The 13290-nt window shown below is 66.8% G+C and carries 13 protein-coding genes; 3 read left to right on the top strand and 10 right to left on the bottom strand.

Annotated features, from left to right (window positions below; genetic code table 11):
* Window positions 1–562 precede the first annotated feature (562 nt).
* From HFK18_RS14415 to HFK18_RS14405, 3 genes are all read right to left on the bottom strand, one after another.
* A complete protein-coding gene (locus HFK18_RS14415) occupies window positions 563–1723 on the bottom strand; it encodes an MFS transporter (protein WP_180166786.1) in 1161 nt (386 codons plus the stop codon).
* Window positions 1724–1941: 218 nt separating this feature from the next.
* On the bottom strand, window positions 1942–2691 hold the full coding sequence (locus tag HFK18_RS14410) for a TerC family protein (RefSeq protein ID WP_099820261.1): 750 nt from the start codon (window positions 2689–2691) through the stop codon (window positions 1942–1944).
* A 33-nt stretch (window positions 2692–2724) separates the two neighbouring features.
* The gene (locus HFK18_RS14405; RefSeq protein ID WP_025877898.1) at window positions 2725–3120 is read right to left on the bottom strand and encodes a diacylglycerol kinase; all 396 of its coding nucleotides are present in this window, start codon (window positions 3118–3120) and stop codon (window positions 2725–2727) included.
* A 225-nt stretch (window positions 3121–3345) separates the two neighbouring features.
* Here HFK18_RS14405 and HFK18_RS14400 point away from each other — a divergent pair, with 225 nt between their 5' ends.
* Entirely contained in the window at window positions 3346–4044 is a 699-nt protein-coding gene (locus HFK18_RS14400) for an SGNH/GDSL hydrolase family protein (protein WP_180166785.1), read from the top strand.
* A gap of 267 nt (window positions 4045–4311) precedes the next feature.
* On the opposite strand, the gene HFK18_RS14395 is transcribed toward HFK18_RS14400, so the two are convergent.
* The 3 genes from HFK18_RS14395 to HFK18_RS14385 all read right to left on the bottom strand — a co-directional run bounded on the left by HFK18_RS14395 (window position 4312) and on the right by HFK18_RS14385 (window position 7185).
* On the bottom strand, window positions 4312–5583 hold the full coding sequence (locus HFK18_RS14395; RefSeq protein ID WP_180166784.1) for a HAMP domain-containing sensor histidine kinase: 1272 nt from the start codon (window positions 5581–5583) through the stop codon (window positions 4312–4314).
* A gap of 150 nt (window positions 5584–5733) precedes the next feature.
* A complete protein-coding gene (locus tag HFK18_RS14390; protein ID WP_002811889.1) occupies window positions 5734–6447 on the bottom strand; it encodes a response regulator transcription factor in 714 nt (237 codons plus the stop codon).
* A gap of 90 nt (window positions 6448–6537) precedes the next feature.
* A complete protein-coding gene (locus HFK18_RS14385; RefSeq protein ID WP_180166783.1) occupies window positions 6538–7185 on the bottom strand; it encodes an arylesterase in 648 nt (215 codons plus the stop codon).
* A gap of 75 nt (window positions 7186–7260) precedes the next feature.
* Between HFK18_RS14385 and HFK18_RS14380 the strand changes: the two genes are divergently transcribed.
* Together HFK18_RS14380 and HFK18_RS14375 are read left to right on the top strand one after the other, a co-directional pair.
* Window positions 7261–7908: an ATP-binding cassette domain-containing protein gene (locus tag HFK18_RS14380; protein ID WP_180166838.1), complete on the top strand. Its 648-nt coding sequence runs from the start codon at window positions 7261–7263 to the stop codon at window positions 7906–7908.
* A complete protein-coding gene (locus HFK18_RS14375) occupies window positions 7905–10418 on the top strand; it encodes an FtsX-like permease family protein (RefSeq protein ID WP_180166782.1) in 2514 nt (837 codons plus the stop codon). The genes HFK18_RS14380 and HFK18_RS14375 overlap by 4 nt, the downstream gene beginning before the upstream one ends.
* A gap of 109 nt (window positions 10419–10527) precedes the next feature.
* Here the strand turns inward: HFK18_RS14375 and HFK18_RS14370 are convergent, their stop codons facing one another.
* The 4 genes from HFK18_RS14370 to HFK18_RS14355 all read right to left on the bottom strand — a co-directional run bounded on the left by HFK18_RS14370 (window position 10528) and on the right by HFK18_RS14355 (window position 13286).
* Window positions 10528–10896, bottom strand: coding sequence for a hypothetical protein (locus HFK18_RS14370; protein ID WP_180166781.1), 369 nt, complete (start codon window positions 10894–10896; stop codon window positions 10528–10530).
* A 23-nt stretch (window positions 10897–10919) separates the two neighbouring features.
* Entirely contained in the window at window positions 10920–11450 is a 531-nt protein-coding gene (locus HFK18_RS14365; protein ID WP_180166780.1) for a hypothetical protein, read from the bottom strand.
* A 225-nt stretch (window positions 11451–11675) separates the two neighbouring features.
* On the bottom strand, window positions 11676–12611 hold the full coding sequence (locus HFK18_RS14360; RefSeq protein ID WP_180166779.1) for a DUF6607 family protein: 936 nt from the start codon (window positions 12609–12611) through the stop codon (window positions 11676–11678).
* 72 nt (window positions 12612–12683) lie between these two features.
* Window positions 12684–13286: a Hemin transport protein gene (locus HFK18_RS14355; RefSeq protein WP_180166778.1), complete on the bottom strand. Its 603-nt coding sequence runs from the start codon at window positions 13284–13286 to the stop codon at window positions 12684–12686.
* Between the last annotated feature and the right edge of the window lie 4 nt (window positions 13287–13290).

The raw sequence follows: 13290 nt of genomic DNA, 5'->3' as shown, positions 1-13290 counted from the left end.
CTCCGGGTGGACTGAGCGCCGAGCATGCCATGGTCGGTGTTAACGGGCGTGTGGAGAGTGTCGGCCATCGTCGGCCATCGGGCGCCGCCCCCTCCGCGGGGGTTGTGTCTGCTGGATATCAGGGTGGGCCGGGAGGGTGGGTTGGCTGGGGGACGCCGTGAATACGTCCTTGTAGGCTCGGGCGCGCCATCCTTGGCGCTTACGCCCCCAGCCAACCCACCCTCCCGGCCACGGACGGTTTCCTGCGCACTGTGGGAAGATCAAAAGAAGAATCAAAAGCAAAAACCGATTCTTCAGACATTTGTGTCGACCAAGGTCGACATCTACCAGCAGCACAGAACGCCGTCCCGACAGATCGCGGGAGACTGTCGAAGGCGGGGTGGGTCCGGTTGCGGGGGTGTCCGCGGCATGGATGCCGCGGCCAAGCCCCCAGGGATGGGTTTACGGCGTCCCCCGCAACCGGATCCACCCCGCCATCCCACGGATAGCCAGCTTTTGCCGTTACTCCGGCCTGTTGTCGTTGCCTAGGCGGGTGCAGGGCGCAGCCCTGCTGCCAAACCCCTCAGCAAGCCTCAGCAGCCGGCACGCGAGCACGCCCCAGCCACGCCAGCAGCAGCGCCGACGCCGCAAGCAGGCCACCGGCCACCGGAATCGCCGCGTAGCCCAGCCCAAGGCTGATCACCGCACCACCCAGCGCCGCGCCCAGTGCATTGCCCAGGTTGAACGCACCGACGTTGATCGACGACGCCAATCCCGGCGCCTCGCTCGCCGCCTGCATCACCCGGATCTGCAGCGGCGGCACGATGGCGAAGGTCGCCGCGCCGAACAGCAACACGCCAAGCGCTGCGGTCGCGTGGCTCATGAAGGCCAACGGCAGCACGAACATCAGCACCGCCAGGATGGCCAGCAAAATGCGCGTGGCGCCGTCCAGCGACCAGTCGGCCATGCGTCCACCGATACCGTTACCGAAGGTGAAACCAATACCGATCAGTGCCAGCGACAATGCAATAAAGGCATTGGACGCTCCGGTCAGCTCGGTCAACACCGGCGCCACGTAGGTGTAGAGAGTGAACATCGCACCTGCGCCGAGCACCGTGGTCGCCATCGCCAGCAGCACCTGCGGCTGCATGATCGATTTCAGTTCACGTCGAACATCCGGGCGTGCACCCGCTGCGGAGGCCGGCAGTGCCATGGCCAAGGCGGTGATCGCCACCACGCCGAGTACGGCAGTGCCGGCAAAAGCCAAACGCCAACCCAGTTGCTGGCCGACCCAGGTCGCCAGCGGCACGCCGCCGATGTTGGCGATGGTCAGGCCCATGAACATCGTTGCCACGGCCGCCGCCTGCTTGTCCTTGGGCACCAGACTGGCGGCGACCACCGCGCCGATGCCGAAGAACGCGCCGTGATTGAGGCTGGTCACCAGCCGCGACAGCAACAGCAGGCCGTAGTTCGGAGCCAGCGCCGACAGCACGTTGCCGACCACGAAGATCGACATCAGCAGCATCAGCGCGGTGCGCTTGCCGAACCGCCCCATCAGCAGGGTCATCACCGGCGCGCCCAGCATCACGCCCACCGCGTAGGCGGTGATCAGCATGCCGGCAGTGGGGATGCTGACCCCCACTCCGTTGGCGATGACCGGCAACAGACCCATCGGGGTGAACTCGGTGGTACCAATGGCGAAGGCGCCGACGGCGAGTGCCAGCAATGCGGCTCTGGAATTCATGGGGGTTGCCTGCGTGGGGCAGGCCCTGTGGAAAATGAGCGCGTAGCCTGCGCGCTTTGCCGGCCGGGAGTAAGCCTCGGCGCGGGAAAACAGTGTTGATCCCGATTCACAAGTGGCGGGCAGGTCGGCCAGCCGGGTAGCGCCGGGCCATGCCCGGCGAGCGCAGCGGGGCCCGGAAAACAGAACCCCCGGCGCTGGCCGGGGGTTCGGGGTAGTGCTTACCAGTCGCCGGCACCCGGCACGTGGTGTTCCCGTGCTCGGCGGCGCATCAGCAGGTTCAGCCACTCCACCAGCACCGAGAAACCCATCGCGGCGTAGATGTAGGGCTTGGGCACGTGCACGTCCAGGCCGTCCAGGATCAGTACGGCACCGATCAGCAGGATGAAGGCCAGGGCCAGCATCTTCACGGTCGGGTTGGCATCGATGAAACGGCCCAGCGGGTTGGCCGCCAGCAGCATCACCGCCACCGACAGCAGGATCGCAGCCACCATCACCGGCACGTGGTCGGCGATGCCGACGGCAGTGATCACCGAGTCCAGCGAGAACACGATGTCGATGATCGCGATCTGCGCGATCACGTAGCCGAACACGGCCGAGGTCTTGGTGGTGGTCGGATCCTCGTCCTCGCCACCGGAGATCATTTCCTTGATCTCCATCCAGCCCTTGATGATCAGGAACAGGCCACCGACGATCAGCACCAGGTCGCGGATGGAGATGCCCATGCCGGCCACGGTGAACAGGTTCGCCTGCATGTGCGCCAGGTACGCCAGCGACACCAGCAGGCCGATACGGGTGATGCAGGCCACGGCGATGCCGAGGCGGCGCGCGAACGGGCGGCGCTCTTCGGGCAGCTTGCTGACGGCGATGGAGATGAACACCAGATTGTCGATGCCGAGCACGATTTCCAGCGCGCTCAGGGTGAACAGGGTCAACCAGACATTCGGATCGGCGAGAAGCTCAAGGGACATGGGAAGTCTTCAACAAGGGGGGAGGAAGAAGGATCAGCCGACGCTGGCCGGGAACAACCGCGGCACCAGCACCAGGGCCCAGCACAGCAGCACGTTCATCATCAGCACGAACACCGCCGCCGAGCCCATGTCCTTGGCGCGGCCGGCCAGTTCATGGATTTCCGCGCCATAGCGTTCGATCACCGCCTCGATGGCCGAGTTGGCCAGCTCCATCGCCAGCACCAGCAGCATCGAGCCGATCATCAGAGCGCGCTCCACCGGTGTCTGGCCCAGCCAGATCGCCAGCGGCGTCAGCAGCACCAGCAGGTAGACCTCCAGCCGGAACGAGGACTCATGCAGCCAGGCAGCTCGCAGGCCCTGCCAGGACCAGCGGGCGGCCTGGAAGATGCGACGTGGGCCGCGGGGCATGTGGCCGAACTGATCAGCCACGGGTGAAGCATCCAGCAACAGGGGCGCGGCGCAGCGACCGCTCAGACGCACGGCAGGGAATCATGGGTGCACAGGGATAGGCAGACAGCCCCCATTTTGCCACAAGGGCGGCCACGGCACCCCCGGACGCCGCGCCGCTTGGCCCCGCGAACGGCCCAGCACAGCCAAGCGCAGGGCCGGACCAGCTTCTATGATGGATGCCCCCCTGCCCTGCCGGAGTGCCTGATGACCCGTCCCCGCACCTGCCTGATCCTGCTTGGCCTGCTGGCCGCGCCGCTGGCCCAGGCGCTGAGCCCGCCGGCGCCGCCGCAGGTACCCGCGCAGGTCTCCAACGTGGCCTGGGCCGCCGACATGGCCTCCTTCGCCACCGCCGACCGCACCAATCCGCCGCCGCGCGGTGGCATCGAATTCATCGGCAGCTCGTCCTTCCGCATGTGGGACAGCCTGGCCCAGGACTTCCCGGGGCAACCGGTGTTCAACCGCGGCTTCGGTGGCTCGGAAGTCCGCGACAGCACCTGGTACGCCGGCCAGGCGATCGTGCCGTACGCGCCGTGCAAGGTGTTCTTCTACGCCGGCGACAACGACCTCAACAGCGGCCGCAGCGCGACCCAGGTACGCGACGATGTGGTGGCCTTCGTGCAGCGCGTGCATCGCGACCTGCCGAAGACCAAGGTGGAGTACGTCTCCATCAAGCCCAGCCCGTCGCGGGCGCACCTGCTGCCGGCGATCAACGACGCCAACGCGAAGATCAAGGCTGCGTTGGCGAAGCTGCCCAACACCGGCTACACCGACATCTACACGCCGATGCTGGGGGCCGATGGACAGCCCGATGCCTCGTTGTTCCGCGAGGACATGCTGCACATGACCCCGGCCGGCTATGCGATCTGGACCAAGGCGCTGGCGCCGAAGGTCAACTGCAACTGAGTGATGCTGGGGTTGCCGGCCAGCGGCCGGCACTACCGGGACGCTTCATCCACGCATGGCGTGGATCTACGTGTCGACCAAGGTCGACACCTACCAACAGCAGCGGGAACCTGTCGAAGGCGGGGCGCTGTGGGTTTGCGGGGTGTGAGCCGCATGGATGCGGCGACCAAGCACCCATGGACGGGTTCACGGCGGCCCCGCCGTCCCACGGAATGCCCGCTGTTGCTGTTGCTGTTGCTGTTGCGGGTGCCGGGCGCAGCCCGGCCCTCAGCGGAAAATCACCGTCGCCTCGGTGCCCTTGCCCAGCTCGCTGGTCAAGCTGACCTTCCAGCCGAAGCGTTCACACAGGCGACGCACGATCGACAGGCCCAGGCCCGTACCCTGCGGACGGCTGGGATCAGCACGATAGAACGGCTCGAACGCACGCGACAGCGCGTCGGCGGACATGCCGATGCCGGTATCGCTTACCACCACCCGGTCGTTGTGCACGTGCACGTCGATGCGACCTTCGTCGGTGTAGCTGCAGGCGTTGCGCACCAGGTTGCTGACCACCACCTGCAGCACCCGCGGCGGTGCATGCAGCTGCACGGCCGCGTCACTGTGCAGGTGCACCGCCAGTGGCCGGCCCACCAGCAGCTCGTTGGCGTTGTCCACTTCGTAGCGGACGATGTCGTTGACGTCGAACAGTTCCACCTGCGGCTCGACGTCGGCCTCGCGGGCAAGGATCAGGAACGCATCGATCACCGCTTCCATGTCCCGTCCGGCACGCTGGATCCGCTGCAGGCTGCGGCGCAGGCGCGGCTCCAGGCTTTCATCGCCCAGCGCCATGTCGCTGGCCACCCGGATGACGGTCAGCGGCGTGCGCAGTTCATGGCTGGCATCACGGGTGAAGTTGCGTTCGCGTGCCACGTGCGCAGTCACCCGGTTGGCCAGCGAATGCAGCGCCGCCGCCAGCTGCCGGGTCTCGCCCTGCATGTCCGCGGGCAGCTTGTTCGGCTCCAGATCGGCCGCTTCCGGATGACCCGGATCCCAGCGCGAGACGCGCCGCGCCAGCCAGTTCACCGGTGACACCAGGCGTTTGGACGCGCGGTAGGTGATCCAGGAGGCGCCATACACCGCCAGCAGGGTCAGCAGCACCGGCACGATGCCGAACCAGAACGCCAGCATCTCCGCGCGCGAGCGCAGGAACACCAGGTACAGGCGGCCCTCCTCGCGGGCGTCGACCAGCACCAGCTGATCGTCGTCGGGCAGTTCGTGGAAACCCGGTTCCAACGTGCGCAGGTTGGCGGGCAGTGACAGGCTGGACTGCCCGCGTTCCAGCAGGTAGCCACGGATGTTCTGGGTATTGGGCGGCGGCTGCACGGGCGAGGCCTCGTGCAGCGTCCAGTAGTACGCCGCTTCTTCGCGCAGGGCAGCGCCGACCAGGCTGTGCTTGATCACCAGCGAAACCAGCCAGGCGCCCAGCAGGATACCCAGGCTGGCCAGCACGGCTTGCAGGATGAAGGCGATACGGATCTTGCGCGGCAGGCCGTGCGGCATTGCGGTGTCCCGGTCAGAGCGCTGCGATTATAGGCAGCGCGCTGTGCCGTGATCGTGCATGGACGATGACGACCGGGCATCCGGAACGTTCACCCCTTCCCTGCCGACCACGGCCGTGCCGGTTCTGCTGCAACACCGGCACGACGTCGATCAGGCCATCGGCTGGGCGATATCGGCGATGCGATAGCCCGCGCTCTGCACGGTGTGCAGCAGCGGCCGGTCGAACGGCTTGTCGATGATCTTGCGCAGGTTGTACAGATGGCTGCGCAACGTGTCCGAATCAGGCAGGCCGTTGCCCCAGATTTCGCGTTCGATTTCCTGGCGGGTGACCACACGCGGCGATTCGCGCATCAGGATGGTCAGCAGGCGCAGGCCGATCGGCGACAGCTGCAGCTCGGTGCCGGCACGCGTGGCACGCATGCTGACCGGATCGAGCACCAGGTCGGCGACCTTGAGCACTTCCGAACCGACCTGGCGACGTTCACGGCGGATCAGCGCGCGCAGGCGGGCTTCCAGTTCCTGGATCGCGAACGGCTTGGTCAGGTAATCGTCGGCACCAAAACCGAGGCCGGTGAGCTTGTCATCCAGCGTGTCGCGCGCGGTCAGCATCAGCACCGGGGTCGACTTGCGCGCATCGTTGCGCAGCCGGCGGCACACTTCGATGCCATCCAGCCGCGGCAGCATCAGGTCCAGCACGACCACGTCGTAGCTGTTCTCGGCAGCCAGACGGTAGCCGTCCAGGCCATCCTGCGCATAGTCCACCTCGAAGCCACGGCCTTCCAGGTATTCACCGATCATCTCGGAGATATTGCGGTTGTCTTCGACCACCAGCACCAAGCCGGAAGTCTCCTTCGTCTGACGCATGAGAATCCCTCTTTCTTCAGCTTTGTGAAACATGCCCGATCGACGGTGCACGCGATGTGAAGTTGCGTCAATGAAAAGAAGATGGCGTGCTCACAGCAGCGGTTTCAGCAGCGGCCATACGTTGTCCAGCACTTTCGGCTGCGCCTGCGCGGTGGGATGCAGGCCGTCTGCCTGCATCAATCCCGGCTGCAGGGCCACGCCTTCCAGCAGGAACGGCAGCAACGGCACCTTGTACTGCGTGGCCAGCGTCCGGTACGCCGCCGCCAGGCGCTGGCGGTAGCCCGGCCCATAGTTGGGCGGCACGTCGATGCCCAGCAGCAGCACCTTGGCACCGGCCTTCTGGCTGGCCTGCACCATTTTTTCCAGGTTGCCCTGCACCTGCGCCGGAGTCAGGCCGCGCAGCGCATCGTTGCCACCGAGGGCGATCACCACCACCGTGGGCTTTTCCCGCCCCAGCAGGCCCGGCAGCCGGGTCAGCGCGCCGGCGGTGGTTTCCCCGCTCATGCTGGCGTTGACGATGCGCGGCGGGGTTTTCGACTGCTGCCTGACCCGCTGCTGCAGCAGGCTGACCCAGCCTGCATCGGCCGGGATATTGTGGGCGGCACTGAGGCTGTCACCGAGCACCAGCACGGTACCGGTGGCCGGACCTTTGGCACACGCCAGTGCCGGCAACAGCAGCAACCCTAGCAACAGCATCATCATTGCGCCGGCTTGCCGGCTCCATCCCGTCTTCTGCATTGGAGTCTCCTCATCGACAGCCTGTCCCCCCGCAGCGCGCCCGTCGCCATCGCCGTCGACCAGGTCGGCAAATCCGTGCATGGCCCGGAGGGTGAAGTCCACATACTGGACAACATCACCCTGACCGTCCATGAAGGCACCAGCGTGGCCATCGTCGGCGCCTCCGGTTCCGGCAAGACCACCCTGCTCGGCCTGCTGGCCGGGCTGGACCTGCCCAGCCGCGGCCGTATCACGCTGGCGGGCCAGGATCTGACCGTATTGGATGAAGAAGCGCGTGCACAGCTGCGCGCGCGCGACGTCGGCTTCGTGTTCCAGAGCTTCCACCTGCTGCCGGCGCTGACGGCGGCCGAGAACATCGCGCTGCCACTGGAACTGGCCGGGCGCGAGGACCGCACGCGGGTGGATGAGGTGCTGGCCGCAGTCGGGCTCTCGCATCGCGCCCGCCACTATCCGCGGCAGTTGTCCGGCGGCGAGCAGCAGCGTGTGGCCCTCGCTCGTGCGTTCGTCAGCCGCCCGCGCATCCTGTTCGCCGATGAGCCCACCGGCTCGCTGGACCAGGCCACCGGCCAGCACATCAGCGATCTGCTGTTCGAACTCAATGCCGGCAGCGGTACCACCCTGGTGCTGGTCACCCACGACCTGCGCCTGGCACAGCGCTGCCAGTACATCCATCGCATCGACAACGGCCGCCTGCAGCCGGTGGAACATGGAGTGGACGCATGAACCTGCTGCGGCATGCGTGGCGCGCGCTGCGCCGCGAAGCCCTGGCCGGTGACCTGCTGACCGTCTTCGCCGCCCTGGTACTGGGCGTGGCGGTGATGACGGCGGTGGGCACACTGGTCAACCGGGTCAACCTGGCCCTGACCGGCAGCGCAGCGGAAATGCTCGGCGGCGACCTCGGCGTGGCCGGGCGCGATGACCCGCCTGCGGCATTTGCCGACGAGGCGCAGCGACGCGGCTTGGCGTACACACGGCTGGCCAGCTTCGGCAGCGTGCTGTTCCAGGGAGATGCCAGCCAGATGGCCAGCATCAAGGCCGTGGAAGCAGGCTACCCGCTGCGTGGTGCGCTGCGTGTGCGCGCCACGCCCGGCGGCACGCTGATTGCCGACGCCGGCATGCCGGCCAAAGGCCAGGCCTATGCCGATCCACGCCTGCTGCAGGCGCTGGGCCTGAAGGCCGGCGACGATCTGGAATTCGGTGCGGGCACGCTGCGCATCGCCGGCATCATCGAATCGGAACCGGATGCCGGCGGCGACCTGCTGACGCTGTCGCCGACCCTGCTGGTCAACCGCGCCGATGTGGAAGGCACCGGCCTGCTCGGCCCCGGCAGCCGCATCAATTACCGGCTGATGTTCGCCGGCCCGGCCACCGACATCGCTGCATTCCGGCAATGGCTGCTGCCGCAGGTGAAAGGCATGCGCCTGCTCAGCGTGAACGATACCCAGCGCGGTGTGCGCCAGGCCTTCGACCTGGCCGGTCGTTTCCTCGGCCTCAGCGCACTGCTGGCGGTACTGCTGGCTGGCGTGGCCACCGCACTGGCGGCCAACCGGTTCGCCCTGCGTCGCATCGACCAGGTGGCGATCCTGCGCTGCCTGGGTGCACGCCAGCGCGACATTCTGGCTGGCCTGGCCCTGCAGTTGCTGATGCTGGCCGTGCCGGCCTGTGCGATCGGCATCGGCCTGGGCATGGCGGCGCAGGAAGGGCTGGTGCAGGTGCTGGGCAGCCTGGTGCCGCAACGCCTGCCGCTGCCCGAAGCGATGCCTGCGCTGACCGGCGCGGGGATCGGCCTGTTGCTGCTGTTCGGCTTCGGACTGCCGCCGCTGCTGCGCCTGCGTGGGGTGCCGCCGATGCGTGTGCTCAACCGCTCGTTCGCCGCCTTGCCGCCGGCCTCGCTGCTGGCCTATGTGGCCGCACTGGCGGCCAGCCTTGTGCTGGCGGTGCAGGTCACCGGCGATCTGAAGCTGGCCCTGTGGGTGCTGGGTGGCCTGGCCGGGCTGGCGGTCGCTGCAGGCGTGGTCGGGTTCCTGCTGCTGCAGCTGCTGCGTGGCCTGCAGCATCGTCTGCATGGCAACTGGCGCTTGGGCCTGGCCGCGCTGACGCGGCGGCGGATGCTGGCGGTGATGCAGCTGGTGGGGCTGTCACTGTCGCTGTGCGCCCTGCTGTTGCTGGCGGTGATCGGCCCCGGCCTGCTGCAGCAGTGGCGCGAGCGCCTGCCCGCGGACACGCCGAACTACTTCCTGATCAACATCCAGCCCGAGCAGCGCGACAGCGTGCTGGCCGCACTGCAGGGCCTGGGTGCGGATGATGCCAGCATCGAACCGATGGCCACCGGCCGCTTGATTGCAATCAACGGCAAACCACCGCTGCGGGTGGACCGCACGCCGGCCGACGACAATCAACCGCAGGGCGAAGGACAGCGCGACGACGATGACGAGAACCGTCCGTTGAACTTCAGCTGGCGCAGCACGTTCCCGCCGGCCAATACGCTGGTCAACGGCACGTTCTGGAAGCCGGACAGCACCGCTGCCGAGGCCTCGGTGGAGATCGGCTGGGCCAAGCGCTACGGCGTGCACCCGGGCGACCGCATCACCATTGCGGTGGGAGAGCAGGAGCGCGAGTTCAGCGTCACCAGCGTGCGCAAGGCCGACTGGAACACCTTCCGGCCGAACTTCTTCGTGCTGTTGAACCCGAATGCCGTGGGCGATACACCGCACAACCTGCTGTCGGCGTTCCACCTGCCGGCGGGACAGGCGGCGGGTCTCGGGGCCCTTGTGCGCGCGCAACCGAACCTGTCGCTGCTGGACGTGGATGCGGTGATCTCGCAGGTGCGCGACGTGATGGAACGGGTGGCGCAGGCGGTGCAGCTGGTGATGGTGTTCAGCCTGCTGGCTGGTGTGCTGGTGCTGCTGGCGGCACTGCAGGCCACGGCGGGCGAGCGGCGCTATGACAGCGCGGTGCTGCGCACGCTGGGTGCAACGCGGCGGCAGCTGCGTGGCGCGGTACTGGTCGAGTTCGGTGCGCTGGGCGCGTTGGCGGCGCTGCTGGCGGTGGGTGCAGCAGCGGTGATCGGCGTGGCGGTGTCGCAGAAAGTGTTCGAACTGCCGCTGCTGCCGCCGTGGCCGGGCCTGCTGCTGGGTGGCCTGCTTGGCATTGCGCTGAGCCTGCTGGCCGGCTGGTTGGGCACCCGGCGGATCCTGCACACGCCACCGGCATTGGCATTGCGCGAGGCCTGACGCCGTTGTGAAAGCAAAGGCATTCACGCATGGCGTGGATCTACTGGCATGCGCGGCGCGGATCTACTGGGACTATCGCTGGTAGATCCACGCCATGCGTGGATGCGGTTCACGACGCCTGTTGCTTCGCCCAGATCACGGTCGTCTCCATCGTACGCTGCATGTCCGCCAAGGCAATGAACAGGCAGAGCTCCACCTGCGCATCGTTGTCACCCACCCGCTTGCGGAGTTCGGTGTACTCCGGGTGGCTTCCGCAAATGACCACGCGGACGATGTTGCCGCTTGGGAGGTGCTTGGCGGAGAAGATCGGATTGGCTTCGCGATCCTTCGTGCCATCCTCGAAGAACACGTTGTAATGTGGGCTACGGAAGTCTTCAGCGCGCAGCTTGGTCGCCTGGATTCCGGCCGTGAAGTGGTCGAGGAAATGCTGCTCGAGACGGTCGTAGGTTATCGGGTTGGTCAGGTAGCCATCGAACATCGGGAGATCTGGCACGATCGCCCTCAGCACTCGCTGCCTTCCGCCACTGGAATCGCAAAGACACGGACGACGTCGTGACCCGGCGGACCATCCGTCCGGCGCCCGCAGAAGCGAAAGCCCGCGAGCATATCCGCATCTTCGAACACGGAGCGCACCAGCGCGATTTCTGCCAAAGCGGTCGTGTCGCATTCGTGCCGAAGGCGATGCCCCAGGGCGACGCCCTCGGGGCCTGGGTAGTAGAAGACGTGAGGAAGCAGCACACCCTCCTCCGCATGCAGCTCGAACTCGGTAAAACTCAACGCGAGGAACATTTCCGAGCCCGTCGCACTGCGCACCCTGCCAGCAATACGCACGGTTGAAAGCACGTGGCTGCAGAGACTGAGCAGATAGGCCGATGTCCATCGAGGCCCCAATCGCTCCAGCAAGTCATCGATTCGACTCAAGCGCGAAACAAGCGGCACCTCCTCGAAATCATCGATTTCGAGGAAGAAGCTCTCGATGTCATCGCAGGCTTCGCCGGGCAGCAGCTGGTTGCAGAGAGTGGAGAGTTTCATCGATGGGGAAGATCGTGGACAGCACAGGTTGCCCATCCTATCGCGTGCCAGCCTCACGCAGAAATGCGAGGAAAATCGCGGTGAAACGCGTCATAGCCAGGCGCATTCGGCGCCAAACAACGCGGCACGACGCGTGGATGCCGGGTGCAATCACCGCCGGAGAGCGTGCCGAGCAAGCTCGGCACCCACCAGAGCAGTTCACAAGCCCGGCACCCTCCGCAGCGATCAACCTTCCTTCGGCGCCTTTTCCACGTACTTGGCGAAGACGTCGTCGATCTGCTTGTCCTTCACCTTCTTGCCGGCCTGCACGTCTTCGGCCTGAGTGAACAGCGGAATGATCATCGCCATGCCGTCGAGCTTGGTCTTCAGGTGCACGCCCGGGGCCTGGCCAAGGAAGCCGTCCCAACGCTGGCGCACCTTGCTCCAGTAGCCGGCAGTGGCCTTCCAGTAATCACGCGCCGGGGTGAAGTCGACCTCGGTGGTCCTGATGTAGTCGTTGAAGCCGAATTCGCGGGCGATTTCGACCTGGCTGCCATCCGCGTTGCGCTGCACCTTGGTGTTGAACTGCTCGTGGGTCCAGCCGTTCGGGGTGAGCGTATGGCGGTTGACCACGGCCAGCGCGTTGTAATCGCTGCGCTTGGTGTACTCACGCCGCGGCAGCGGGCGCCAGCTGATGTCGCTGGTCCAGGTCGGCACGTTGTTGCCGTAGGTCCACGTGCCGGTGCCGCAGTAGCGCGGTGCATCGCTGACTTCGTACACGCACTGGGTCCAGGCGCCCTGGTTGGTCGCCGCCGGAATCGTGCGCACCTGCCAGGTCTGGTCGGCGCTGAACTCGAAACGGTTCGGCGCTTCGTACACCCAGTCCTGGCGCCAGTGCTTGGTCACATGGCCGCTCTTCTCGTCCAGCAGCAGGTGCTGCAGCACGATGCGCTTCGGGCTGTCCTCGACCACGATCACCACTTCGTTGCCACCGCTGCGCATGGCCGGCGCGCGCTCGTAACCGGGCTTCAGCAGCACGGTTTCATCGAAGGCGAAATCCACCGTGTACTCACCCTGCATGGCCAGGATGCTGTCGTGGTCACGGGCGATGTCGGAGGGCTGCGCGCTGGCGGCACCACTGGCGGCAAGCAGCACCATCACGCTGGCTGTCTGGAACTTCATCGGGTCTTCCTTCGGGGTTGCAGGTTTCGTGGAAAGGCCATCCTGGCCAGCAGGCGATCCATCGCAGTCAGGTCACAGGCGGACCAGCGGCAGGTCGCCGGGAGCGCGCGCGGCAGGGCGGCGTGCGGCATCGGCACAACAACAGTCGTCGATCGCCAGTTCGCCTTCGGCTCCTTCGATGCGCGCGATCCGGCGCGCGGTGGCGGCACCAAGCGACGACAACGTGGACAGGCTGGCGGCGAGCGTGCGGCCTTCGTCGGCGGCGTGCAGGCGCAGCGTGCACAGGCGCCAGCGTTGGCCGCCCAGGTGCCCGGCCAGGCGCCGCCACAGCCGCTCGCCGACGCTGGCGTCGCTGTCGTGTTCCGGGCCTGGCGGCAGCGTCGCCACCAGCCGGTCCCAGGCCAGGAAATCGCTGTCCGGCAACAGGTACAGGCGCCACACGCAGCGGCCGCGTGCATCAAGGAAGCACAGGCTTTCGCGCAGGCCCTCACTGTCCACACCCTGGCAGGCATGCACCGATACTGCCTGGCGCCAGCCGCCAAGTTCATTGCCATCGGCGTGGTACAGGCACAACACGGTGCCGAGCGCTGCCAGCTGTGCCGGCGCAGGCCAGGCCCGCAGCGACGAACGCGACAGGGAGGACGGCAGGCGACGTGCAGACAGGGCTCGGCTCATGGGA

Origin of the sequence: Stenotrophomonas sp. SbOxS2 (assembly GCF_013416715.1) — a bacterium.
GTDB classification, from domain to species: Bacteria; Pseudomonadota; Gammaproteobacteria; order Xanthomonadales; family Xanthomonadaceae; genus Stenotrophomonas; species Stenotrophomonas lactitubi.
The sequence above is the reverse complement of the archived record's forward strand: the minus strand, read 5'-3'. Positions and strand labels throughout refer to the sequence as shown.

Excerpts from the sequence above, each read along its gene's own strand:
- HFK18_RS14415 (WP_180166786.1), bottom strand. The coding sequence starts at position 1,723 with ATGAATTCCAGAGCCGCATTGCTGGCACTCGCCGTCGGCGCCTTCGCC.
- HFK18_RS14410 (WP_099820261.1), bottom strand. The coding sequence starts at position 2,691 with ATGTCCCTTGAGCTTCTCGCCGATCCGAATGTCTGGTTGACCCTGTTC.
- HFK18_RS14400 (WP_180166785.1), top strand. The coding sequence starts at position 3,346 with ATGACCCGTCCCCGCACCTGCCTGATCCTGCTTGGCCTGCTGGCCGCG.
- HFK18_RS14395 (WP_180166784.1), bottom strand. The coding sequence starts at position 5,583 with ATGCCGCACGGCCTGCCGCGCAAGATCCGTATCGCCTTCATCCTGCAA.
- HFK18_RS14390 (WP_002811889.1), bottom strand. The coding sequence starts at position 6,447 with ATGCGTCAGACGAAGGAGACTTCCGGCTTGGTGCTGGTGGTCGAAGAC.
- HFK18_RS14385 (WP_180166783.1), bottom strand. The coding sequence starts at position 7,185 with ATGCAGAAGACGGGATGGAGCCGGCAAGCCGGCGCAATGATGATGCTG.
- HFK18_RS14375 (WP_180166782.1), top strand. The coding sequence starts at position 7,905 with ATGAACCTGCTGCGGCATGCGTGGCGCGCGCTGCGCCGCGAAGCCCTG.
- HFK18_RS14370 (WP_180166781.1), bottom strand. The coding sequence starts at position 10,896 with ATGTTCGATGGCTACCTGACCAACCCGATAACCTACGACCGTCTCGAG.
- HFK18_RS14365 (WP_180166780.1), bottom strand. The coding sequence starts at position 11,450 with ATGAAACTCTCCACTCTCTGCAACCAGCTGCTGCCCGGCGAAGCCTGC.
- HFK18_RS14360 (WP_180166779.1), bottom strand. The coding sequence starts at position 12,611 with ATGAAGTTCCAGACAGCCAGCGTGATGGTGCTGCTTGCCGCCAGTGGT.
- HFK18_RS14355 (WP_180166778.1), bottom strand. The coding sequence starts at position 13,286 with ATGAGCCGAGCCCTGTCTGCACGTCGCCTGCCGTCCTCCCTGTCGCGT.